This is a genomic window from Agromyces sp. Y575 (assembly GCF_059445445.1).
The window spans coordinates 24,299-46,631 of the sequence record NZ_JCAIUI010000003.1; the positions used below are offsets into that span (position 1 = coordinate 24,299).

At 66.9% G+C, this 22,333-nt stretch carries 28 protein-coding genes; 13 read left to right on the top strand and 15 right to left on the bottom strand.

From position 1 onward, the window contains the following. Positions 1–32 precede the first annotated feature (32 nt). Positions 33–1,103 (top strand): epoxide hydrolase family protein, encoded by a 1,071-nt coding sequence (locus AC1C2U_RS12115; RefSeq protein ID WP_495362018.1) that lies wholly within the window; start codon positions 33–35, stop codon positions 1,101–1,103. Positions 1,104–1,341: 238 nt separating this feature from the next. Then, positions 1,342–1,824: a recombinase family protein gene (locus AC1C2U_RS12120; protein ID WP_495362019.1), complete on the top strand. Its 483-nt coding sequence runs from the start codon at positions 1,342–1,344 to the stop codon at positions 1,822–1,824. A gap of 65 nt (positions 1,825–1,889) precedes the next feature. Here the strand turns inward: AC1C2U_RS12120 and AC1C2U_RS12125 are convergent, their stop codons facing one another. Then, positions 1,890–2,669, bottom strand: coding sequence for a PspA/IM30 family protein (locus tag AC1C2U_RS12125; RefSeq protein ID WP_495362020.1), 780 nt, complete (start codon positions 2,667–2,669; stop codon positions 1,890–1,892). A 49-nt stretch (positions 2,670–2,718) separates the two neighbouring features. Beyond that, positions 2,719–3,327 (bottom strand): hypothetical protein, encoded by a 609-nt coding sequence (locus tag AC1C2U_RS12130; RefSeq protein ID WP_495362021.1) that lies wholly within the window; start codon positions 3,325–3,327, stop codon positions 2,719–2,721. A gap of 328 nt (positions 3,328–3,655) precedes the next feature. On the opposite strand from AC1C2U_RS12130, the gene AC1C2U_RS12135 reads away from it, so the two are divergent. The 3 genes from AC1C2U_RS12135 to AC1C2U_RS12145 all read left to right on the top strand — a co-directional run bounded on the left by AC1C2U_RS12135 (position 3,656) and on the right by AC1C2U_RS12145 (position 5,653). Continuing rightward, the gene (locus AC1C2U_RS12135) at positions 3,656–4,000 is read left to right on the top strand and encodes a RidA family protein (RefSeq protein WP_495362022.1); all 345 of its coding nucleotides are present in this window, start codon (positions 3,656–3,658) and stop codon (positions 3,998–4,000) included. Positions 4,001–4,187: 187 nt separating this feature from the next. Beyond that, positions 4,188–4,781 carry a carboxymuconolactone decarboxylase family protein gene (locus AC1C2U_RS12140; protein WP_495362023.1) on the top strand — a complete coding sequence of 198 codons (594 nt, stop codon included), beginning with the start codon at positions 4,188–4,190 and terminating at the stop codon, positions 4,779–4,781. Further along, positions 4,778–5,653 (top strand): RNA polymerase sigma-70 factor, encoded by an 876-nt coding sequence (locus tag AC1C2U_RS12145; protein ID WP_495362024.1) that lies wholly within the window; start codon positions 4,778–4,780, stop codon positions 5,651–5,653. The genes AC1C2U_RS12140 and AC1C2U_RS12145 overlap by 4 nt, the downstream gene beginning before the upstream one ends. A gap of 48 nt (positions 5,654–5,701) precedes the next feature. On the opposite strand, the gene AC1C2U_RS12150 is transcribed toward AC1C2U_RS12145, so the two are convergent. After that, positions 5,702–7,699 carry an acyl-CoA dehydrogenase family protein gene (locus AC1C2U_RS12150; protein ID WP_495362739.1) on the bottom strand — a complete coding sequence of 666 codons (1,998 nt, stop codon included), beginning with the start codon at positions 7,697–7,699 and terminating at the stop codon, positions 5,702–5,704. Positions 7,700–7,954: 255 nt separating this feature from the next. On the opposite strand from AC1C2U_RS12150, the gene AC1C2U_RS12155 reads away from it, so the two are divergent. After that, a complete protein-coding gene (locus tag AC1C2U_RS12155) occupies positions 7,955–8,305 on the top strand; it encodes a metallopeptidase family protein (protein WP_495362025.1) in 351 nt (116 codons plus the stop codon). 17 nt (positions 8,306–8,322) lie between these two features. Here AC1C2U_RS12155 and AC1C2U_RS12160 read toward each other — a convergent pair whose 3' ends face one another. The 3 genes from AC1C2U_RS12160 to AC1C2U_RS12170 all read right to left on the bottom strand — a co-directional run bounded on the left by AC1C2U_RS12160 (position 8,323) and on the right by AC1C2U_RS12170 (position 10,329). Further along, a complete protein-coding gene (locus AC1C2U_RS12160; RefSeq protein ID WP_495362026.1) occupies positions 8,323–8,895 on the bottom strand; it encodes a dienelactone hydrolase family protein in 573 nt (190 codons plus the stop codon). Positions 8,896–8,968: 73 nt separating this feature from the next. After that, positions 8,969–9,559, bottom strand: a complete 591-nt coding sequence (locus tag AC1C2U_RS12165) for a hypothetical protein (protein WP_495362027.1) — start codon at positions 9,557–9,559, stop codon at positions 8,969–8,971. 167 nt (positions 9,560–9,726) lie between these two features. Further along, positions 9,727–10,329, bottom strand: coding sequence for a TetR/AcrR family transcriptional regulator (locus AC1C2U_RS12170; RefSeq protein ID WP_495362028.1), 603 nt, complete (start codon positions 10,327–10,329; stop codon positions 9,727–9,729). A gap of 122 nt (positions 10,330–10,451) precedes the next feature. On the opposite strand from AC1C2U_RS12170, the gene AC1C2U_RS12175 reads away from it, so the two are divergent. After that, complete coding sequence (locus AC1C2U_RS12175) at positions 10,452–10,913, top strand: hypothetical protein (RefSeq protein WP_495362029.1); 462 nt, start codon at positions 10,452–10,454, stop codon at positions 10,911–10,913. After that, positions 10,910–11,428 carry a nitroreductase family deazaflavin-dependent oxidoreductase gene (locus AC1C2U_RS12180; protein ID WP_495362030.1) on the top strand — a complete coding sequence of 173 codons (519 nt, stop codon included), beginning with the start codon at positions 10,910–10,912 and terminating at the stop codon, positions 11,426–11,428. Before AC1C2U_RS12175 ends, AC1C2U_RS12180 begins: the two co-directional genes overlap by 4 nt. Positions 11,429–11,578: 150 nt before the next feature. On the opposite strand, the gene AC1C2U_RS12185 is transcribed toward AC1C2U_RS12180, so the two are convergent. Further along, on the bottom strand, positions 11,579–12,370 hold the full coding sequence (locus tag AC1C2U_RS12185; RefSeq protein ID WP_495362031.1) for an aminoglycoside adenylyltransferase domain-containing protein: 792 nt from the start codon (positions 12,368–12,370) through the stop codon (positions 11,579–11,581). 42 nt (positions 12,371–12,412) lie between these two features. Further along, positions 12,413–12,589: a hypothetical protein gene (locus AC1C2U_RS12190; protein WP_495362032.1), complete on the bottom strand. Its 177-nt coding sequence runs from the start codon at positions 12,587–12,589 to the stop codon at positions 12,413–12,415. A 210-nt stretch (positions 12,590–12,799) separates the two neighbouring features. Here AC1C2U_RS12190 and AC1C2U_RS12195 point away from each other — a divergent pair, with 210 nt between their 5' ends. Together AC1C2U_RS12195 and AC1C2U_RS12200 are read left to right on the top strand one after the other, a co-directional pair. Then, complete coding sequence (locus tag AC1C2U_RS12195; protein ID WP_495362033.1) at positions 12,800–13,081, top strand: helix-turn-helix domain-containing protein; 282 nt, start codon at positions 12,800–12,802, stop codon at positions 13,079–13,081. After that, complete coding sequence (locus AC1C2U_RS12200; RefSeq protein ID WP_495362034.1) at positions 13,074–14,312, top strand: type II toxin-antitoxin system HipA family toxin; 1,239 nt, start codon at positions 13,074–13,076, stop codon at positions 14,310–14,312. Before AC1C2U_RS12195 ends, AC1C2U_RS12200 begins: the two co-directional genes overlap by 8 nt. Before the next feature lie 21 nt (positions 14,313–14,333). Here AC1C2U_RS12200 and AC1C2U_RS12205 read toward each other — a convergent pair whose 3' ends face one another. From AC1C2U_RS12205 to AC1C2U_RS12215, 3 genes are all read right to left on the bottom strand, one after another. After that, on the bottom strand, positions 14,334–15,236 hold the full coding sequence (locus AC1C2U_RS12205; protein WP_495362035.1) for an NAD(P)H-binding protein: 903 nt from the start codon (positions 15,234–15,236) through the stop codon (positions 14,334–14,336). Beyond that, positions 15,233–16,408 (bottom strand): Fic family protein, encoded by a 1,176-nt coding sequence (locus AC1C2U_RS12210; protein WP_495362036.1) that lies wholly within the window; start codon positions 16,406–16,408, stop codon positions 15,233–15,235. Before AC1C2U_RS12210 ends, AC1C2U_RS12205 begins: the two co-directional genes overlap by 4 nt. A gap of 239 nt (positions 16,409–16,647) precedes the next feature. Next, positions 16,648–17,169: a hypothetical protein gene (locus AC1C2U_RS12215; RefSeq protein ID WP_495362037.1), complete on the bottom strand. Its 522-nt coding sequence runs from the start codon at positions 17,167–17,169 to the stop codon at positions 16,648–16,650. Positions 17,170–17,478: 309 nt separating this feature from the next. Here AC1C2U_RS12215 and AC1C2U_RS12220 point away from each other — a divergent pair, with 309 nt between their 5' ends. Together AC1C2U_RS12220 and AC1C2U_RS12225 are read left to right on the top strand one after the other, a co-directional pair. Beyond that, the gene (locus tag AC1C2U_RS12220) at positions 17,479–18,057 is read left to right on the top strand and encodes a helix-turn-helix domain-containing protein (RefSeq protein WP_495362038.1); all 579 of its coding nucleotides are present in this window, start codon (positions 17,479–17,481) and stop codon (positions 18,055–18,057) included. Continuing rightward, a complete protein-coding gene (locus AC1C2U_RS12225) occupies positions 18,054–18,626 on the top strand; it encodes a DUF6036 family nucleotidyltransferase (RefSeq protein ID WP_495362039.1) in 573 nt (190 codons plus the stop codon). The genes AC1C2U_RS12220 and AC1C2U_RS12225 overlap by 4 nt, the downstream gene beginning before the upstream one ends. On the opposite strand, the gene AC1C2U_RS12230 is transcribed toward AC1C2U_RS12225, so the two are convergent. Continuing rightward, positions 18,623–18,973 carry a hypothetical protein gene (locus AC1C2U_RS12230; protein WP_495362040.1) on the bottom strand — a complete coding sequence of 117 codons (351 nt, stop codon included), beginning with the start codon at positions 18,971–18,973 and terminating at the stop codon, positions 18,623–18,625. The genes AC1C2U_RS12225 and AC1C2U_RS12230 overlap by 4 nt on opposite strands. An 87-nt stretch (positions 18,974–19,060) precedes the next feature. Between AC1C2U_RS12230 and AC1C2U_RS12235 the strand changes: the two genes are divergently transcribed. Continuing rightward, a complete protein-coding gene (locus tag AC1C2U_RS12235) occupies positions 19,061–19,375 on the top strand; it encodes a DUF6966 domain-containing protein (protein ID WP_495362041.1) in 315 nt (104 codons plus the stop codon). Positions 19,376–19,428: 53 nt separating this feature from the next. Here the strand turns inward: AC1C2U_RS12235 and AC1C2U_RS12240 are convergent, their stop codons facing one another. The 3 genes from AC1C2U_RS12240 to AC1C2U_RS12250 form a co-directional block, all read right to left on the bottom strand. Continuing rightward, positions 19,429–20,043, bottom strand: a complete 615-nt coding sequence (locus AC1C2U_RS12240) for a Rossmann-fold NAD(P)-binding domain-containing protein (protein ID WP_495362042.1) — start codon at positions 20,041–20,043, stop codon at positions 19,429–19,431. 88 nt (positions 20,044–20,131) lie between these two features. Then, complete coding sequence (locus AC1C2U_RS12245) at positions 20,132–20,605, bottom strand: hypothetical protein (protein WP_495362043.1); 474 nt, start codon at positions 20,603–20,605, stop codon at positions 20,132–20,134. A 345-nt stretch (positions 20,606–20,950) separates the two neighbouring features. Continuing rightward, on the bottom strand, positions 20,951–21,910 hold the full coding sequence (locus tag AC1C2U_RS12250) for an Rv1352/Rv1906c domain-containing protein (protein WP_495362044.1): 960 nt from the start codon (positions 21,908–21,910) through the stop codon (positions 20,951–20,953). Between the last annotated feature and the right edge of the window lie 423 nt (positions 21,911–22,333).

Consider the following 22,333-nt stretch of genomic DNA (forward strand, 5'->3'; position numbering starts at 1 on the left):
AACGGCTGCCCCGCATGCTGCAGGATGAGTGAATGCCTGCATTCACTCTCGCCGTACCCGATGATGTGCTCGACGACCTGCGGTCACGGCTCGCACGCACCCGATTCACGCAACCGAGCGCGGAGGGCTGGAATGCCGGCGTAGATCCGGCCTACTTGCGCACGCTCGTCGAGTACTGGGGCGGCGCGTTCGACTGGCGCGCCGCCGAGGCGAGACTCAACACGTATCCGCAGTTCATCGAACGTGGCATGCACTTCGTGCATATCCGTCGCGATTCGAGCAGACCGCCCGTGCTGCTGACCCACGGCTGGCCGAGCACCTACCTCGAACTGCTGCGCCTGGCCGACCTGCTCGACGTCGACGTCGTCGTCCCGTCGCTGCCCGGGTATCTGTGGTCGGAGTTGCCGGATGAGCCTGCCACCCGTCGTGCGGTCGCAGAGACCTTCCACACGCTCATGACCGAGACGCTCGGCTCTGAGCGGTATTTCGCCTTCGGCGGTGACATCGGTGGTTCGGCGTGCGGATGGCTCGCAACGATGTACCCCGATGAGGTCGCCGGGCTGCACGTCATCCACGGGCCGTTCCCGGCCGACTACGAAGAGCCCATCACTCCCGCCGAGCAGGTCTGGCTCGACTCGGAAGACGAGCGCGGCGAACAAGACAGCGGGTACGGCGCCATCATCGGCACGCGGCCCGACACGATCGCGGCGGCGCTCGTCGATTCACCGGCCGGCATGGCCGCCTTCATCATCGACAAGCTCTGGGCGTGGAGCGACTGCGGCGGCGACCTCGAGTCTCGCTTCGACCGCGACAGCCTGTGCGAGATGCTGACGCTGTACTGGGTGACCGATTCGATCGGCACCTCGTTCCGGCAAGACCTCGATCGGCTGCAGAACGGCAAGCGGCCGACGATCACGGTGCCGGTCGCGGTGACGCAGAGCCACGAGTGGAACATGCCGCTCTTCCCGCGCTCGATCGCCGAACGCGCGGCCAGCGACATCCGTCGTTATTCAGCGGCCGAAAGCGGCGGGCACTTCATGGCGTTCGAAGAGCCGCAGCTCGTGGCCGACGAGCTCAACGAGTTCATGCGCGAGGTCGCCTGAGAGGGAGGGCCGCGGTCAGTCCGCACCGCCGTCGCGCTCGAGTCGGTGCCGCGCGGATCGAGGCGGGGCATCCGCCACCTCGTGTCCGGCGTTCGGCGCTTCGTCGCGGCACAGGTTGCGCCGTCGCGGCAGTCGCGGCGAGGTGTTCCGCGGAGCCCGCCGACGCCGCGATCCGGCGTGCGGGTCGCAGCCGGCCGCGATGAGGGCCAGAATGGAAGTCGACGCGAAGGGGCACGGCATGGCTGAGCGCACGACAGGTTCGACGAGGGATGCCGCGGCGTCGACGCCCGCGCCCGTTGCCTCGCGCGCACCGCACGGCCCCGGACACCACGCTCTCGATTGTCCCGAGTGCTTCGAGGAGCTGCAGCGCAACCGCGACTGGTGGAAGGCGCGGCCCGAGGGGGCGCGTCTCGTCGGCCTCGTCGTCGCGCGCGATGACATGCCGTCGGTCGTCGAGCAGCGGAACGACCTGGCCGACTTCGGCGTCGCGATCCTCGACTTCAAGCACCCCGCTGCCGAGGCGCCCGAGACGTGGGAGCAGCGGCTCGGCCGCCTCTTCGGCACGCTGCGCGCCGGTGACGTGCTCGTGGTGGCGAACGAACGCGCACTCGGCCGCGATCGCGACGAGGTCACGCGCACGATTCGAACCCTGGCCCGGCACAACCTGGTCGTGAAGGTGCTGAGCCACGGCGCCCCGCACCTCGAAGACGCACAGGCCTGAACGCGCGGTCCGCTCGATCGCCATCTCACCGCCCTGATACCGGCGTTCGGCGCGCGGCAACCGACTCAGGGCGTGTTCGGCGCCTGTCCGATGCTCAGCCACGCGTCGGGCCCGTCGCGGCGACTCGCGGATCCGGGGCTGGTGCTGGTGGTGCCGGCCTGCTTCATGGATTGCAGTTGACGATCCACGTCGGCCTTCGCCGAGAGCACCGCCAGCTGTCGTTCGATGTCGGCATCCGGTGCGGCGGTGAGGTCTTTGAGCGCCCCGCTGGCGAGCAGTTCGTCGGTGGCGGCGGCACGCGCCTGCATCTGGGCGACCCGGTCGCGGGCGCGGTCGAGACTGACGCCGATATCGTTCATGTTCGATCCGATGCCCGCCACTGTCTCATTCGCCTTCACCTGCGCTTCCGAGGCGGTGTAGGTGGCCTTGATGGTCTCCTTCTCGATGCGGAACGCGGCGACCTGCTCGTCGAGGTGACGTTCCCGTTCCTGCAGTTGCGACGTCTGCTTCTGGAGCACGGTGTACTGCTCCTGCAGCTTCGCGACCTGGCTCTCGAGCAGTGCGCGGCGCTCGAGCGCCGCGCGGGCGAGGTCCTCGCGGCCTTGCACCATCGCCTCACGGGCCTGGTCGCCCAGGCGTTGGTACCGGGTTCCCATCTCCTGCCCCTGCAGGTCGATGCGCTTCTTCGCCGTGGCAACCTCGGCGACGGCCTTTCGCACCTCCTGCAACAGCTTCACCTGCTGCTCGTAGCTGTCATCGAGGGTCTCGCGAGGGTCTTCCACCTTGTCGAGGGCTTTGGTGGTCTTGCTCCGGAAGATGGTCTTGATCCGCGAGGTGTTGCTCATGGTTGGGTCCCCTTAATGTCGGACGACGGACTTGTCTCGGACGACTGACTCATCTCGGACGGCGGACGCGGTCGGTGACCGGCTGTCGAGTCGGCTCGAAGCGTTCGTCCCGTTGGTTGAGTCGGTGCAGTTCCTGCACGCCGGCATGCAGTGCGGCGACCTCCCGTTCCATGTCGGCGTGGAGAGTGGTGAGGGTGTCGTCGGTCGAGCCCGTGAGTCCCGACGCGACCGCGGAACGCAACCGCCGCACCAGTCCCGCCACCTGATCGACGCGATCGGCGGCCGCGGGCAGTTCCTCGGCCAGCACGGCGGAATCCTTCTCGCTCTCCAGCAGCCGCAGTTGCAGATCCAGAGCGACGCACTCCTCCTGGATGCGGCGGAAGAGTCGCGGAAGCTCGCCCCGCGGCCCTTCGCTGCGACCTGCGAGGTCGACCGCGGCCTGCCCGCTGTCGAGCGTTTCTGCGAGCCGCACCCGCAGGGAGAGGATCTTTCGCTGCGGACCCCGACTGAAACCGGCGCGTGTTCGCAGCGCCGTGTCGGCCAGAGCGCGATTGCGGCGAAGCCGTCGGTACACCGCTCGCAGGATGAAGACGACTGCGGTGATCGCGACGACGACGAAGATCAGGAACGAGAGGAATATCCAGAGCAGGACCTCCACGACTCCCACCTCCCGTCGGTGCGCTCGAGGGCGTTGCCCCCTGTGAGCCGTCGTTCGTGATTCGGGTCCATGTGTCCGCCTTCGTCCAGCTTCGTCACTGCGTCAGAGTCATGTCGTAAACGCGATATAACGCAATCTACGCTTGCCGCAGCCGAAGCGTTAGGGCTCTGTGCGAATTCGGAGGCGTTGGGCGCCTGCTCTTCGCAGCGGACTTCTTCGCGTACCACCGACGTCGCCGGCGACCTCGACGATGCGGTCACCCGCGATTCCGGGCTGGTCGTTGTCGGCCGCGACTCCTGCCCGATGCGCATGAGCATAGAGTCGTGTCATGGCGACTCGTGTGTTTTCTGACGACCGATCTGCGGCAGGGTTGGTCTTTATTTCCGGACAGACGCCACTGCTCGAGGACGGCTCTGTGGACAGCGGCGTCGGTGACCAGGTGGATGCCGTACTGGACAAGATCGAAGCACGACTTCGGGCGCATGCTCTGGGCGTTGACGATGTCGTGAAGGTGACGTACTTCCTCACGGATATCGGCGATCTGCCCGCGGTACGTCAGGTGTTGATGAGGCGGTGGAGCAATCCGCCGCCCGCTGCGTCGTTGGTCGAGGTGTCGGCGTTGATCGACTCGCGATTCAGCGTCGAGATCGAAGCGATAGCGAAGCTCGACTGAGCGCATCGCCGGCCGATCCGGTGTTCCGATCGGCAATGGGCAGGTGTTGGCACGCGACATCCGCGGGTCTCTGTTCGTCGAACTCCCTTGCGGTGGGCACCGCGGATGTCACATCCGCTCGCCGGCCGGTGTCTCCATGTCGACGGGCTGAACGCAGAGCCCGTCGATGACACCTCTGGAGGACACGATGACCACCGACACCCGCATCCCCCCGACCGAAGTCACCGGTCTGTACGGCGCGCTCGTGAAGTTCGGCGCCCGCAAGATGATCGGTCAGGTGCCCGACTCGCTCGGCGTGCTGTGGCACCACCAGCGCGTGATGAAAGACGCGATGGGCATCGGCCAGAAGGTCCTGCGCTGGAAGGAGCTCGACCCCAGCCTCGACTCGTACGCCGTCATGGCCGCAGCAGCGTACGTGGGCTGCAGCGCCTGCCTCGACCTCAACTACTTCATGGCGCACAACGACAAGCTCGACGAGTCGAAGGTGCGCGAGGTGCCGCGCTGGCGCGAGGCATCCGTCTTCTCGCCGTTGGAGCGCAGCGTGATGGAGTACGCCGAGGCGATGAGCCAGACCCCGCCCGCGGTGACCGACGAGCAGTCGGCCGCGCTGCTCGACGCGCTCGGGCCGGCAGCGCTCATCGAGCTCACCGCCCGGGTAGCGTTCATGAACATGAGTGCGCGCATGAACATCACGCTCGGCATTCGCTCGGAAGGGTTCTCCGACTCGTGCGGTTTGCCCCCGCTCGCGTCCCGGCCGGCTGACGTAGGCTCGGCGGCATGACCGACGATCCGTTCGTCACCCACCGCAACCTGCTCTTCACGGTCGCGTACGAGATGCTCGGCTCGGCGGCCGACGCCGAAGACGTGCTGCAGGAGTCATGGCTGCGCTGGGCGGATGTCGCGCGCGACGAGGTGCGCGACCCGCGCGCCTACCTCGTGCGCATCGTCACACGGCAGGCGCTGAATCACCTGCGCACGGTGGCGCGCCGCCGCGAGTCGTACGTGGGGCAGTGGCTGCCCGAGCCGCTGCTCACGAGTCCGGATGTCGCGGACGACGTCGAGTTGGCCGAGAGCGTCTCGATCGCGATGCTCACGGTGCTCGAGACGCTCGGGCCGACCGAGCGCGCGGTGTTCGTGCTGCGCGAGGTGTTCGACGTGCCGTACGACGAGATCGCGGTCGCCGTCGACAAGTCGCCAGCGGCCGTGCGGCAGATCGCGCACCGGGCGAAGGACCACGTCGCCGCGCGGCGGCCGCGCATGGACGTCGTGCGTTCGGAGCACGAGGAGGCGGTCGAGCGATTCGTCGCCGCCCTGAACACCGGCGATTTGCAGGGGCTGATGGACGTGCTCGCACCCGACGTGGTCTCGGTTGCCGACGGCGGCGGCAAGGTGAAGGGCGCCGCACTTCGACCGATCATCGGCGCCGACCGCATCGCGAGGTACCTGGTTGCCGGGCTCGCGAAGTACCCCGGTGTGTTCGTCGCCTCTCCGACGTGGCTGAACGGGCAGCCGGGCATCCGGGTCGACCTCGACGGACAAGTGGCGGGGGTCGTGAGCCTGACCGTCGAGGGTGGGCGGATCACGCGCATCTTCTCGATGGCGAACCCCGACAAGCTGGGGTGGCTGGGGGCGGAGGCCGAGCTGGCTCGGTGACTCGCGACGAGACTGCCGATGCGGAGTTTCGCAGCCCCCGCGACGGGGCTACGACTCCTTCGTCGGCCGGATGACGCGGCGCGCGACGTTCTCCGTCGCGTCGGCGGGCAGCTCCTCGGTGATCCAGGGGCCGGTGCCCTCGCTGGGATCGATGATGCCTTCCTCGAGCCAGGCGTAGCGGCCGTCGAGCACTCGGGAGGCAAGGCGCTCATCGGCGGAATCGGTGTTGTGCCACAGGGCATCCAGCAGTTGCTCGGTGCGATGGCGGGACTGCTCGGCGAACGTGTCGGCGAGCTGGTACGCGGCCTTGCCTCGCTCCGGCGAGTCGGCGGCGATCATCGCCGCGCGCACGCACGAAGCCGACACGGCGAACAGTTCGGCGCCGATGTCGACGACGCGGGCGAGGAACCCCTGCTTGCGTTCCAGGGCGCCCTGCCAGCGCGCCATCCCGTAGAAGGTCGCGCGAGCCAGCTTGCGGCTGGTGCGCTCGACGTAGCGCAAGTGCGACGCGAGCGCGCCGAACTCGTCGTACGACGTCGGCAGGTCGCCCTTGCCGGCGACCAGCTGCGGCAGCCAGCGGGCGTAGAACCCGCTGGCGGAGGCGGCGGCCTTCAGTTTGCGGGAGATGTCCAGGTGCGGATCGATCAGGTCTCCGGCGGCCGTGAGATGCGCGTCGACGGCCTCCCGCGCGATGAGCAGGTGCATGATCTCGGTCGAGCCCTCGAAGATGCGGTTGATCCGCATGTCGCGCAGCACCTGCTCGGCGCCGACGGCGCGTTCGCCGCGGGCGGCGAGGGACGCCGCGGTCTCGAACCCGCGGCCGCCACGGATCTGTACGAGTTCGTCGGCGATGCGCCATCCCATCTCCGAAGCCCACATCTTGGCGAGCGCCGCCTCGATGCGGATGTCCTTGCGGTCCTCGTCGGCGAGCACCCCCGACAGGTCGACCACCGCCTCGAGTGCGAACGTCGTCGCGGCGATGAAGGCGATCTTGTGTGCGACTGCGGCGTGCTCGCCGACCGGTCGCCCCCATTGCACCCGCTCCTGCGACCACTCGCGTGCGATCTTGAGGCTCCACTTGCCGGCGCCGGCGCAGATGGCGGGGATCGCCAACCGGCCGGCGTTGAGGGTGGTCAGCGCGATCTTGAGGCCCTGACCCTCGCGGCCGATCAGGTTCTCGCGCGGCACGCGCACACTCTGCAACGAGGTCAGCCCGTTCTCGATGCCGCGCAGCCCCATGAACGCGTTGCGGCGGCGCACGGTGATGCCGGGGGAGTCGGCTTCGACGATGAACGCGCTGATGCCGCCGCGGTGCGCGTCGGACTCGGGCACGCGCGCCATCACGACGAGCAGCTCGGCGACGACCCCGTTGGTGGTCCACAGCTTGGTGCCGTTCAGCACGTACGCCGCGTCGTCCTCGGTCGGTACTGCTGTGGCTCGCAGCCGCGCGGGGTCCGAGCCGACCTCCGGCTCCGTCAGCAGGAAGGCGCTGATCGCACCCTTCGCGCAGCGCGGCAGGAACTGCCGCTTCTGCTCTTCCGTGCCCGCGAGCACGAGCGGCTCGGGCAGACCGACGGACTGGTGCGCTGACAACGCCGCGCCGAGGCTGGCGTTCACCGACCCGATCATCACGAGCGCGCGGTTGTAGTAGAACTGCCCGAGCCCGAGGCCGCCGTACTCGACCGGGATCTTCATCCCGAATGCACCGATGTCGGCGAGGGCCTGGAAGGTCTCGTCGGGGATGCGTGACTCCCGCTCGATGCGCGCGACGTCGACCGCGCGCAGGAGCGACTCGAGCTCAGCGAGGAACCTCTCGCCGCGCTCGCGGCGGCCAGGGGCGGGTCGAGGGTGCGGATGTATCAGCGACAGGTCGAACTGCCCGAGGTAGAGGCCCCGTGCGAAGCTCGGCTTGCGCCAGTCCTGCTCGCGCGCTGCCTCGGCAACCGCGCGCGACTGCTGCTCGTCGATCTCGCCGACGGGGGAGCCGGTGGGCTCAGAGCGCTCAGAGCGCTCAGAGCGCTCAGGGGAATCAGAAGACTCAGGGATACTGCTCACGCGAACCTCCTCGTTGCGCCACGCCTCCCGCTCCCAGCCACCGGGCCGAGTCGACCCGCTGGGGCGTTCCCCTGGCGGGTCGTCACATCATCGACTGCAACCGCTGTGTGGCGCGCTGGTTATCGCTCAGGTATACGCCCCGCGGCCGCGGGGCGTCAACGCGCCCGACCTCGCGAGATCACGCCGACGCCGAGCACGCCCGCGAGCCCCGAAGCAAGGGTGCAACTCTGAGCGCACAATTGGCACGTGGTGGAGATCTCCGATGACGACTTCGAGCGACTGGTCGCCGACGAGTTCGACGCGCTCCCCGACGACATGGTGCGTGGGGTCGAGAATGTCGCGATCATGATCGAGAACCAGCCGGTGGGGGAGCGCCCGCGGCTCTTCGGCCTGTACAGCGGGCATCCGCTGACCACACGCGGGGTCTACGGGTTCGGTGAGCTTCCCGACCGCATCACGCTGTACAAGAACAACCTGCAGGAGCACAGCGCCGACCTCGAGGCGCTGCGCTCGCGGGTGCACATCACGCTCGTGCACGAGATCGGGCACTACTTCGGGCTCGACGATGCTCGGCTCCGCGAGCTCGGCTGGGCGTAGGGCGCCGCACCGCACCGTCAGATGCGCGCGAGGAACTCGAGCACGCGCCGCAGGAGGAGCTCGGTCGCGCCCGCGTCGTAGCTCGGCAGGCTGGAGTCCGCGAAGTAGTGCTGGTCGCCGGGATAGAGGAAGAGTTCGGCGTCGTCGGTGGATTCGACGAGCTCACGGGCGGCGTCGACGTCGCCTTCCTCCATGAAGATCGGATCGGCGTCCATGCCGTGGATCTGCACCGGGACGCCGGCCGGCCACGCGCCGAACTCCGCGGGCGGAAGGCACGAATAGAAGAACAGCGCGCCCTTCGCACCGGGGCGGGTCTGGGCGAGCTTCTGCGCGGGCACGACCCCGAGCGAGAATCCCGCGTAGACGAGCTCGCTCGGCAGCGCCTCCGCCGCGCGCTCGCCTCGCGCCATGATCTCGCCCCATCCGACCTCGTTGGCGTATCCGACGCCCTCTTCGATCGAGGCGAATGTGCGCCCTTCGAACAGATCAGGCGTGTGCACGGCGTGGCCCGCCTGGCGCAATTCGTTCGCGAAGGCGTGCAGCCCCTCGGTGGGGCCGAGTGCGTGGTGGAAGAGCAGTACCTCTGACATCGTGATTTCCCCGTTCGCCGAGCGTTCTCCGGTTTCGATCGAGAAGCTACTCGCTTGATCAGACGATGTCGACTCAGGCCGGGTCGATGCGCAGCACCGTCGCCGATTCCCCGATGGTGAGGTCGTCGATGACGCGGATGCCGCGCGCGAGCTCGTCGACGGCTCCGATGACGGTGCCGAATCGCTCGCGATCGTTGCACACGGCCGTCACGCTCACGAAGTGCGAGCCGAGATCCCACGTGTACGTTGCGAACGGCGGGCGGCCGCCCGGCGGCAGTGGCATCGCGAGCTTCTCACCGACGCCGAGGTAATTGCCGCGGAACTCCTCGGTGTCGTCGTACTCGATCGGCATCGATGCCCGCGCCGTCCGCAGCTGCGGGGTCGCCGCCTGCACCTGCGCCATCACGACGAGCAGCTCCGGCTCCGCCTTCCAGACCCACACGAGTACCCGGCCCGCGGCCTTGCGCATCAGGAACGGTACGGCCTGGCTCATCGCCCACGCGCTGAAGCCGCTGCCCGCGCCGGGCGGTGCGGCGTCGGGTCCCTTGGCCTGCGACAGGAGCATTGCGATCGCCGCCTTACGGTGGCGGCGGCCGCGGAATCCGAGCGAGTCCGTGATCGGCACCCACTTGGAGAGATCGGGCTCTGCGTGAAGTCGGGGCACGCTTCCAGCCTACGAGTCGGCGCTGACTCGCAAGTCCCGCCACCCGAACGACTGTTCCCTGAGCTTGTCGACTGTTCCCTGAGCTTGTCGAAGGGAGGCACCACGACTGAGCGCTACAACGCTGCAGCCCGCCCGACGCTTCGGGGGAGTCGTCGCTCTGCGAGACCTCAGGCCCAGATTCGGCGCAACGGGGCGAGGCCATCCTCGACGTACTCGGCGATCGGGCGGGTGCCGCCGTCTTCGAACCACGCTTCGAGGGCAGCGAAGTAGCCGAATGCGAGCGCATTCGCCGCAACGTGCGCTTGCGCCGGAGTCAGCCCGCCCTCGGTGGCCAGCAGAGGCGCAATGCGCTGGGCAGCTTTGTCGAGCGATGCGGTGGCTGCCATCCGCACCGACGGTTCCGTGAAGAAGTAGCGCACCCTGCGCCACGGGCTCGCCTCGAGGGACCCGGTGGTGGTCGTGGCGCTGGTCGTCGTCTTACCGGGAGCGGCTTCGTACCGGCGGACGACGTGCACGAGGCTCTCGACTGGATCGGTCGGATCGAAGATGCCTGCGAGGGACTCGGGGCTCATGCTGTCGAACTCGTCGGCGACGAGCAGACCCTCTTTGGTACCGAAGTAGCGGTACACCGACGAGGGCGACACCTCGGCCGAGGCCGCGATCTCTTCGATGGTCACGGCGTCGAATCCGCGTGCGTCGAAGAGGTCGAGGGCGCGTTCTTGGATGGCCGTTCGGGCGCTTCGCCTCCACTGCTCTCTGAGTCCTGCCATACGGCGACGCTAGCAGGTCACTGTCTGGTTGCTTGCGGCTATCTCAAAACTTTTGTACAGTGACGGTCTATAAGACAGTGACTTTCTCAAATGAAGGTTCGCACGACACGCAAGGGATGGAAATGACCACGCAAACGATGACCCCGTCGAGCACGACCCGTTCTGGAGCGATTCCGGTGATGTGGGCCGGCTTGGTGCTCACGATCGCAGTGACGGCCTACGCATTCATCGATCGCGCGACGACGCAGGTGCTTGCCGCCCACATCCGCTCGTCGTACCCAACGCTCGATGCAGGAGCGATCGATGCCGCGGGTTCGGCCTATCTGGCGATCCTGACGACCGTCGGCGTGCTGGGCGTGGCCGGCTGGCTCGTCACGATCTGGTTCACCCGAACCGGCCGGCGCGGAGTGGGCTGGCTGGCCAGCGGACTCGTGCTCGTCGCGGTGGTGATCGCGGCCGCGGCGCTCACGGTCGTCGACACCTCGGGGGATGTCGGGTTGGCTCCGTTGCATGGCTGGCTGCAACTCGTGCCGATCGCCGCGGGGGTCGTGGCGGTGGTGCTGCTGAACCGAAAGCGGCCATGAGCGCGACGGCCGCGCCACGAGCGGCCGTTGACGCCGTGGTCGGCTGGCTCGGCGCTCTGAAACGCAGGATGTACCGGCGCGGCCGGCCGGCCGGCGTGATGCGATGGTGGAATCGGCTCGACGCAGTGCTCTACTCGAAGGGGCTGGTGTGTTCCGACCGCACCGCCGTGCTGAGAGTCCGCGGTCGGCGCTCTGGCCTGATGGCCGACGTGCCGATCGTGGTGACCGGGCTCAACGGCTCCGAATACGTGGTGTCGATGCTCGGTCCAATGGTGAATTGGGTCCGCAACGTCGAGGCTGCGGACGGACAGGCGGTGCTCGTCCGACATCGTCAGGAGGAGGGTGTGCGACTCGAGCTCGTGCCGGTGAGGGAGCGGGCCCCGATCCTCCGCCGCTATGTGGCGATCGCGCCGGGCGCGCGTCCGCACATCGGGTGCGAGACGGACGCCCCGCTCGCAACATTCGATCGTCTTGCCGAGGCGCACCCGGTCTACCGGGTCACCCCGAGTCGGTGAGGTCGTCGACCGGGATGGGCCGGCATCGTGTCACCTCCAGTATTCGATTGATCTAATCAATACGCTTCGCACTGCGGTACATCCCCGATCTCGAGGGGGCCAGACCTCCTCGCACCCGCCATGCGCGCAGGTGTTCGGTGATCTGTGCCGCTACGCGTTCCCGTCGGTCGTTGCGAGTTGCTGCGCCTGCGTCGCCAACGCGTGAGAGAGCGCGGTGACCTCGTCGCCGAGGCCAGTCCAGTCGTCGACCGCCTCACCGAGGTAGCCGGTCCGTGCGCGCTCGAGGAGCGCCCGTTCCCTCGGCTCCAACGTGGCCGAGACCGATGCAGCGGCGACATCCTTCGGCACGATCTCACCGGTGCGGAGCGTCGTCACGATACGGGCGAAGGCGAGCAGCGTGTTCCGCTCGTCGTCCCCGATCTCCTCGAGGATGTCGGGGATGATCGCGAGCATGGCTTCGCGCAGCACGGCGGGCGCCACGGGGTCGACGGCTTCGGCGAGCGGGCGGCCGCGCAGTACCCGGTGCGCGGTTTGCGCCGTCGCGAGCAGGATCGGCACGTCGGGGTCAATGGTCGGCTCCAGAGTCTGCCCATCGAGGATGTCGGCCCGCAGCCATTCGCCGAACTGGAAGTCGTGTGTGGCAGGCTCCGGGCCGCGGCGATCGTCGCCGATGACCACGCATGTCAGTTCGAGTGGGCGGCCGCGACTGCCGTCCGACAACGTGCGCGTATGCGCCGATCCGCTCGAGGCACCGAGCAGCACCCGCGTGAGCGCCCCGCGCTCTTCGGTGGTGAGCGAGCGGCGCGCCAAGACGAGGATGTCGATGTCGCTGTCTGGGCGGAGACCGCCCGACACGGCCGAGCCGTACAAGTAAACGCCAACGATCTCACCGGGACCGGCCTCGTCGAGATGGTTCAGCACGGGTTCGAGCAGCTCCTCCATGCCGCCACGCTAGCAAGGTGGGCCGTCGCAACAGTGTGGGGCCTAGCGACTGACCCGCAGGTCCTTCCACCCGAACCCGCCAGGCTCGGGCAGGCTCTTGCGGATCTGCTCGGCCGTGAACCTGCGCCGCGGCCGCAGATCTTCGGGCACGGATGCCGCGGGCGGCGCGACATCCGTCACACCCTCGGCGAGCATTCGCACCTGGGCTTTCGCCTTCATGGTCACTCGGTGACCTGTGCGAGCGGTATTGCGCCGATGTTCCCTGAGTCCGTCGAAGGGCGCGGCATCCGCCCGTCGATCGCGGCGACGAGGATGTCGGCGAGGTCGTCGATCGGGATGGGCCGACTCCGATAGTGTAGTCAGGCCAGTTGACTCCGAAATCGTAGTCACGTAGCATGACTACGATTTCCACGTCAGCGAGGTGAAGCCATGTACACAGGCAAGGTCACGAGCCCCGATTCGCTCGGGCGCATCCTGCAGCAGGCGCGGCTGCTCAACGGCCTGACGCAGCGCGAACTCGCCGAGCGGCTCGGCACGACTCAGCGCTACATCTGGGAGATCGAGGCGGGCAAGCCGTCGATCTTTGTCGACCGTCTCTTCGCGATGATGCGCGAGACCGGCGTCGAGCTCACCGCGACGATCACCCCCGCCGAATCGATCGTTCCGAGCGATTCCCCTGAATCCCGTGGTGAGGTCGACGACCGTGGCTGATCTCGTCGTCGAGTTGTATGGCGTACCCGTCGGGGTGCTGGCCGGCACATGGCGCACGTTCGACTTCGTGCCCGATCCCGCCGCCGTCGCGACGTTCGGCCTCGACAGTCTGGTGCTCTCTGTCTCGATCCCGCTCGCCGCAGTGCCGACTCGCGCGCGCAAGGCTCGGCGGCAGGCCTTCTTCCGCGAACTGCTTCCTGAGGGGCGAATGCTCACCCGTTTGGCTCACGAGGCGGGCATTGCAGAGCAAGATGTGATCGGCATGCTGCGCCGATACGGTCGCGACGTCGCTGGAGCCCTGCAGATCTGGGATCCGGAGGTGCCCGGTGAGCCGCGTCAGCCATCGATCGAGGCCCTCTCGACCGCTGATGTCTCCGAGTTGCTCAGCCACGTGCAGGAGAATCCGCTCGGGAACAAGCCGATCGGCGGTAAGACCTCGTTGGCGGGTGTGCAAGACAAGATCGTGCTCGTCCGTAACGGGAGCGCATGGAGCCGAGCGCTCGACGGTTTCCCCTCGACGCACATCCTGAAGCCCGAGTCCCGCGAACTCCCGACCGTGATCTTCGACGAGGAGTACGGTGCCCGCCTCGCTCGCGCGGTCGGTCTGCTGGCCTATGAGACGGGCATCGAGGAATTCAACGGGGTCGCGGCTCTCGTCATCGAGCGCTATGACCGAGCGTCGGATGCCCCGCAGGCGCGGGTGCACCAGGAAGACTTCAATCAGGCTCTCGGAGCGGTCGGCATCGAGAAGTACCAGCGATACGGCGGTCGAACGAGCCTGGCGCGCATGGCTGCCGTGCTTTCGACGGTCGCTGACCGCGCATCGATGGATCGACTGCTGCGCCTGGTGGTGCTGTCGGTTGCCGTGGGCAACCTCGACCTCCACGCGAAGAACGTCTCGCTGCTGCATCCGATCGACGGCTCGATCATGCTCGCACCCGCCTACGATGTGGTGCCGCAGGTGCACCAGCCGAACGACGGCGAGCTCGGGCTCGCGGTCGATGGCGAGTATCGGCATCGCGTGATCACGCGCGAGCACCTCATCTTGGAGGGGCGCGGGTGGGGGCTCCGCGACGCCGAAGCGGTCGTCGACGAGACGCTGGCGTCAGTGCTCGAAGCGGTGGATGTCTCGGTGCCGCATCCGCGTGCCCATCCCGGTCTGGTTGACGAGATCCGGGCATTCACGACGAACCTGATCGAAGGGCGTGGCGCCGGCGAACCGACCGCCTGACGCGTGCGCAGTCGGCCGCGTTCAGCCGCCGACCCGCAGGTCCTTCCACCCGAACCCGCCGGGCTCGGGCAGGCTCTCGCGGATCTGCTCGGCCGTGAACCTGCGCCGCGGGCGCAGGTCGTCGGGCACCGATGCTACGGGCGGCGCGGCATCCGTCACGCCCTCGGCGAGCATGCGCACCTGGGCCTTCGCGATGAGCGGCACTTTCATGGTCCACTCGGTGAACTGCGCGAGCGCGTACTGCGCCCACACCGGCCAGGGCACCACGATCACGCGGCGGCCGAGAACGGATGCCACGCGCCGCACGGCCTTCGACAGTGTGAGTTGCTCGGCGCCGACGACGGCGACGGTCTCACGCGGCATCCGCCCGTCGATCGCGGCTTGGAGGATGTCGGTGAGGTCGTCGATCGGGATGGGGCGGATGGGTTTCTCGTGGAAGCCGACGGTCGCGAACACCGGCAGGGTCTGCACGGTGTGGCTGAGGTGGTCGATGAGGTGGTCGCCGCGGCCGTAGATCATGCCGGCCTTGAGGATCGTGTAGTCGAGGCCCGAGTCGCGGATCAGTTCTTCGGCCGCCCATTTCGACTCGTGGTACGGCGAACCGCAGTCGGGCCGTGCGCGCAGGAAGCTCAGCATGATGACCTTACGCACCCCGGCGCGCTTGGCCGCCTCGATCACGTTCGCGGTGCCCTCGATGTGCACGCGCTGGTAGGTCTGGTCGCCGATCTCGCGGTTGATCCCGGCGCAGTGCGCGACGACCTCGCACCCCTCGAACGCGCGGGTGAGCGCGTCGACGTCGCTGGTGTCGACGCCGGTGCGGCGAGAGATGACGACGGATGCCTCGGGCCCGAGCCGTTCGGCCAGGTGGCGTCCGACGAATCCGGTGCCACCGGTGATCGCGGTGCGTCGGGCGGTCGCGGTCATACCGACTCCTTCAGAAGCGGTGGCAGGAATCCTGCCCGGTCGAGTTCACGGATCAGGAAAGGCGTCAGCTCATTCGGGCCGAACGAAACGAAGTACGAACGACCACCGACATGTGTCGGCTTGAGTAACCCCCGGTCGAGTAGGGGCCGCAACGCATGACTTCTGATCGACGGGCTGCCCGGGAGCAGATGCTCGAGCTGGCCCGCCTTGACCAGCTCCTGATCGAACGTGAATAGCATCACCTCGCGTTCCCGCGCGGAGATGCCTCCAGAGCGCACGAATCGTTCGAGGGCGGGTGCGATGAGCTCCGCGCGCACGAACTCGATGTTCTGCAGGCGGTGCAGTCGGCGCAGGTCGGTGAGGAGCCCGCTGATGAAGAACTCGCACCACGCGATCGTGCCGGGATCGCTGAGATCGTCGGCCGTCGCGAGGGCGTCGTAGTACTCGGCGCGCGACACCCCGAACACCGCGGTGGGGTTGACGGCGCGAAGTCCGATCGGACTCACGAATCCATGTCGGCCGAGCATGGCGTAGCTGAGCAGTCGCGAGACGCGCCCATTGCCGTTCTGGAATGGATGGATCCAGAGGAAACGGTGGTGTGCGATGGCGATGTGCAGGAGCTGCTGATGCGTCTGCACTGGTCGGTTCACGAACTCGAGGAAGCGGTCCATCTCACTTTGTACCGATTGCGCGAGCGGCGGTCGATGCGTTGCTCCTTGGATCGCGACATCGCGATTGCGATAGGCGCCCGGTCTCGGGTCACCTTCGCGGATGAGTCCGTCAACCGCTCGGCGATGCAGCTCACGCACGAAGGCATGTGTGATCGGTCGGTCGTGGTCGGCTTCGTCGATGAACTCCATGACCTCGTTGAGGTTCAGGATCTCGCGAACGGTCTCATCGACCTGGTCGGGCTCGGTCTCTGCGGCTTGTGCTCCGGCGATCGCGTCGAGGATCGTCGTGCGATTGCCTTCGATGCGCGCGGAGATCATGCTCGAGAGAAACTGGAAGAGCCCGTGCAGCTCATGGAAGACCTGGGCGGGGGTCGTTCCGACGCCGATCTCTCCTCGCAGTCGTTCGAGTTCGACAACGGCGGCTGCGAGTGGCGAATCGAATTCGAAGCTCGGAAACGTGAACTCGTTGTTGTTCGACGCGATGCGAGTATTTGCGGCCATGATGGTCCGTATTTTACGGCAAAGTGCTGGATTCGGCTAGATTCCGCGGGTCTGCACCGATCGAATGGTCTAGAGATTTGCGATTCAGAGGTGCGTGATTCCAGCAATGAATCGCTTGGAGCATCCGGAATCCGGAGTATGAAGATCGCCGCGCGCGCCGCGATGGCGGGATCAGCTGCGCCTGAGGGCGCCACGCGAGTGAGGCCTACTGGGCGCGCAACGGCGCCACCGCGTCCGTCTCACTCGGCCGTCGGTAGAGACTGCACCGGCGAGATGTCGATGTCGATGTTGCCGAACGTGAACGGGATCGTGAAGGGCTCAACGCCATTCCAGGAGTCCAACGGGAGCGCAAGGAACGACATCAGTGCCAACGCCGCCCACGCGATCGTGCCTGCGACGATGACGATCATCGCTCGGTCGATGGTTCGAAGGGCCGCGGCCTCGGAGTCCGCGCGTCGCAGCACGAGTGTCAACGCAACGATGACGATCACCGCGATCGCGAAGAACACGATCGAGCTCGGCCGCAGCGTGACGTTCACGCACATCGGGACGACGGCCGTCGGATCGCCGCTCCCATCGACGTACCCGCCATCGCCGCTGAGTCCGCCGGAGCAGCGGCCTTTGCTCGCCGTGCCGAGGATGGAGTAGACGAACGCCGTGCCGATTGCTGAGAAGAGCATGCCTCGGATGCGGCGGATGATCGCCGCGCCTGGCAGCGTCGAGAGTGTGGCAGCTGGCGCGCGGTCAAGCGTGTCGGGCATCGGCGATCTCCGGTCTCGTTGGGCTACAGGCATCGTGGCAGCTGTTTCGGGACCCGGGCAAGCGGATGTCACTGCGGCTCGAGGTTGATGTGTGCTTCTCGCTACTCGCAGCGGAATCCGAGGGAGTCCGTGATCGGCACCCACTTGGAGAGGTCGGGCTCTGCGTGAAGTCGGGGCACGCTCCCAGCCGACGAGTCGCCGCCGTATCGGTCAGGCCTTCGGCGAGGTCGGGTGCATCCACGCCCCCAAAACCCACTAAATCAACTATGATTGCGACTACCGCATCAGATACTGCGAAGTGGGAGACGCATGGCTGAGATCTCGACGCTCGTTCGCTCCGCTCGGCGTGCTCGCAAGCTGACGCAGCGTGACCTTGCCGACCGGTCGGGGGTTTCGCAGAGTCGCGTGGCGCTCGTCGAGGGGCGCCATGAGACTCCGCGCTTCGACACGGCGAGCCGGCTGCTCGCCGGAGGCGGTCACCGTCTGTACGCGGCCGCGACGACGCGTGACGATGTCGCCACGGTCGCGGCAGCCATCCGTGGCGCCGTGAAGCGTGACGACGCGCAGCTGGCGTTCCGGTACTTCATCCAGATGAATGACAATCTCGTCGCGGAGCGAGGGCTGCTCCGCGGTGTGTTGGCGATCACGGAGCCCGAGACGACGGGGTCGAAGACGTGGGACTCGGCGATCGCGGCTCTCGTCGCGTACCGGTTGAACGCACAGCGTGTCCCGCTGCCGACCTGGGTGCTTGCGCCCGAGCGGAGCCTCGAACGCGCCCGTGTGCTGCAGATCGACCCTGCCGATCCGGCTCCGCCTCGCGGTGATGTACCGACCGAGTTCCTCGAGCACGGCGTCTTGATCTGGCGAGACTCCTTGGAGAGCGTGTGATCCTCTTCGACCGCGACGACCTGACCGACGGCCTACGGGAGCTTGTCGAGGAGTTGCATGCTGCCGGGGAACCCGTCGGACTCAGGATCGTCGGCGGAGGGGCGCTCGTGCTGCGCCATTTCGATCGGCGAACCACGGTCGATCTGGACGCCGTGCAGGTACGGCCAGGATCGGAGACAGCCGTCATGACCGCCGCCGAGCGCATAGCCGATCGGCGCGGATGGCAGCGCGACTGGCTCAACTTCAAGGCGGCGGGCTTGGCGCCGTGGTGGGGTCGCGAGATCCTGTGGGAGACGATCCACCGCGACGAACTCGTGACGATCGAGGTCGCGTCAGCCGAAGCGCTACTCGCCATGAAACTCAAGGCCAGTCGACCCGGCCGCGACACCGACGACATCCGCCAGCTGCTCGCGATCTGCGAGGTCGACTCGGTCGAAGCGGCTGACGCACTGTTCAGCGAGTACTTCCCCGGTGACGCGCTCTCTGAGCGTGCATGGTCGATGGTCGAGCGCATCCTCGCGGATGGGCCACTGGATCCGCCGGCAGCGCCCCCGCCGGTTCGGCTCTAAGCGCGCCGACTCACCCGCAGGTCGCGCCATCCAAAGCGGCCGCCCTCGGCGAGCAGCGCGCTGCAGATCTGCTCGGCGGTGAACGTGCGCCGCGGGCGCAGGTCGTCGGGTAGGGATGCCGCGGGCGGCGCGGCATCCGTCACGCCCTCGGCGAGCATGCGCACCTGGGCGTTCGCGATGAGCGGCACTTTCATGGTCCACTCGGTCACCTGCGAGAGCGCGTACTGCGCCCACACCGGCCACGGCACCACGACCACGCGGCGGCCGAGAACGGATGCCACGCGCCGCACGGCCTTCGCCAGCAGGAGTTGCTCGGCGCCGACGACGGCGACGGTCTCACGCGGCATCCGCGAACGGGGTGGGGCTCGCGAGGTGCGTCCCGCATCGTTCAACCGGTCGCTCTCGTCGGCCCGAGTTGATGCGATGCTTGGCCAGTGACCGATGAACCTCTGTTCGACGCACTCGCCCGACTATCTGCGCTGCTTGAAAGTCACGGCGAGCAAGGGTGGTCGAACTGGATCGGCACAGATCTTCGCAGACTCGAATCCGGCGATGCGACCGGACTCGACCATCTCCTCAGCGCATTCGGGGGGATGGGAAGTCTGAACGATCTCGTCCTGCACCCTCTGAACGGTCATGACATTGCCGAGGCGGACATTGACGCGATCAACGAGGAGCTCGTCGCGATCCGGAACGAGGTCTGGTCAGAGGCGACGAGTCTTCGAATCGTTCTGCATCGGAAAAGCTAGCGGGCGTTGCAATCGGACGCTGGGCGAGAAGAACACCTCACTTGACATGCGCCTCAGCGACCGACCCGCAGGTCCTTCCACCCGAACCCGCCGGGCTCGGGCAGGGCTCGCGCGGATCTGCTCGGCCGTGAACTGCGCCGCGACAGCAGATCGTCGGGCACGGGCACTGCGGGCGCCGCGGGCGGCGCGGCATCTGTCACGCCCTCGGCGAGCATGCGCACCTGGGCCTTCGCGACGCGCGGCACTTTCATGGTCCACTCGGTGACCTGCGCGAGCGCGTACTGCGCCGATGTTCCCTGAGCTTGTCTGTTCCCTGAGCTTGTCTGTTCCCTGAGCTTGTCGAAGGGAGGCACAACGGCTACGCGGCGTCCGAGAACGGATGCCACGCGCCGCACGGCCTTCGACAAGGTGAGTTGCTCGGCACCGACGACGGCATAGGTGCTCCCTGAGCCTGTCGAAGGGCGCGGCATCCACCCATCGACCGCGGCCTCGAGGATGTCGGTGAGGTCGTCGATCGGAATGGGCCGGATCGGCTTCTCGCGGAAGCCGACCGTTGCGAAGACCGGCAGGGTCTGCACGGTGCGGCTGAGGTGGTCGATGAGGGGGTCGCCCCGGCCGTAGATCATGCCGGCCTTGAGGATCGTGTAGTCAAGGATCAGCTCCAGCAAACTTCAGCGCCGCGCCCGTGATTCGCCGGTCACGATCGCGAAGTCCTCGGCACGCGCCGTCGGGCCGGCATCGTCATTCGCATTGAACCTACTGACGCTCCAGTTCGACCGTCGTCGTCACGCCCATCGCTGTCACGTCGTACCGGATCACGTCATCGTCAAACGAGAACACCTTGGTTGCATCGCCAGACGCAAGCATCGCGCCGGACGTCTTCTCGGTGTCGTTCTGCGAGGTCCACTCGAACGCGCCCGCTGCGGTCGGTGCCGTGTACGTGCCCGCCCAGTACAGCGCGCGCGTGCTACCGGCGTCGGAGACCCAGCTGATCTCGATCGCGTCTGCAGTGATCATGGCGGCCTGGTAACTGTCTTCCGATGCAGAGTTGGTCTGTACCCACTCGCCGACGAGATCGGCGGGCTGCTCCTGCTGCTCGGTTTCATCACTCGAGGTATCTGAGCCGGTCGTAGTCCCGGCCGGAGTGCTTGTTGCGCAGCCTGAGAGGCCGATCCCAAGCAGGGTGATTAGTGCGAGTTGGGTCAACCAAGTATTGCGCAGTTGAGTCATGGATTGCCTTTCTAGAGCAACGGAGGAGCGGGCTCCACGCTATCTACCGCACTCGAGCCCCGCTTCGATTTGAGGTCGCTTTGGGGCAATGTGCCCAACACTGGGGGTCTTGGGGGCAGTAGGTGCAGGCGTCGATCGACTGGCCTATCGAGTCGCAGAACCACCTGCGCGAGAAGATCGCATGGTACCCGGGGGAAGGTCGGCGATGCCGCCCGAAATGGCTGAGTGGGTCGTTCGCCGCGCAGGCGAATGGCCGATGCGGAAGCAACGCTTTGCACCACTCTGACGCCACTGATGGGCGGCGCTTTGCAAGCTCTGCCAATGCAGTCGGCAGGCCCGGCGATGTTACCCGACCTTCACCCACAGCCCGCACCCTTGGGTGCTGACGCCTTCACCGGAGTTTGCGGTCAGTTGAGCACCGTCGGGTGCATGCGTGATGAACTCGTTGTCTATGATCTCGCCGCCGCCAGTGTGGCGTTCCCAGTAGCAATTGGATACGGCTCCGAACGTACGGTAGATACCTGCTGCGATGGTGCCGTTTGGCCCGGGCGCGCCACCCACGACGTGATTCCCATCGGCGAACGCGAGCTGTGCCTGGTTGGCGAGATCAGCGAGTGTCGGACAGAAGAACTGGATGGCGACGTGACGTTCCGCGGGCGCGGTTCTGAGCTCGGAGATTACGGAACCGGGTGAAGAAGGGACCGAAGTCATCAACCTGCTGCACCATTCTTGGTTATCGATCACCAGGGCCTCATCAGTCTGCGATGCGGGAGGCGCTCCGCCGGCCGCGATGACGGCGTCACGAAATCGTTTGGCCTCGACAGCCGCCGCCTCCGCTTCCCGCTGGGCAAGCGCCTCTTCTTCGGTGCCAAGACGTGACTTGGCTACACGGAAATCTGTAATGCCATTTCGAATCATCTTTAGGTCGTCACCACGATTTGCCGCGATTAGATCGCGGTACGCGTTCTTCAGATCAGTAAAGAGTTCGGCGTCGGCCCACTCAGGCGCAGATTCGACGAATGCTTCCTCGTCGTCGACAAGTCTGTCGGCGTTGGCGTGCTCGGTCTCAAGATCCTGAGCGGCGGCCATCTCTAGAGCGGTGATGCGCTGCTGTTCGGCTGCTTGCGCCTCCGTGTTTCGCAGCGCGTCTGATACGACGTTCACGGTGACAATGGTGCCGACCAGGGCGACGATGATGGCGCCTGCGATGAGCCCTGTAGCAAGTCGCTGTTTTCTCGTGGTCGCCCGCACCCAATTCATCGTCGCCCGAATGAGTCGCCCTGCGGTCCTCGCTGCGGCGTCCATGTACGAAAGCTGCGGAGTGGAGCTGGGTTCACTCTTTGGCGGTGCGGGCTTGATGAGCTTTGCGGGCGGAGGCGCGGCGGGCGTGCTGGTTGACCTGCGATACCAGGAGTCCACGAGTACGTCGTCCGCCAGTATCTCCGCAGCCTGCTCGGCACTGAGTCTCAGCCCCAACTCCGCGCGCCCCGCAGATGTCGCCAGCTTCTTCCGGAACTCGTCGCGGGATAGCGACATGTGGATCTCGCATTCGTCCAGTTGGACGATCGTATCGACGGCGCGAGCAGCGCGGGAGACCCAGTCCGCGGGGCATACGGGCGCCCGTTGCCCCCCTTTTGCGGGTACTGGGTTCTGAACGCTCGGGGGGCGACCTACGATACGTTTCACGGTAGCGCGCAACGCGTCCCCAGGACATCGTTACATCGGGAT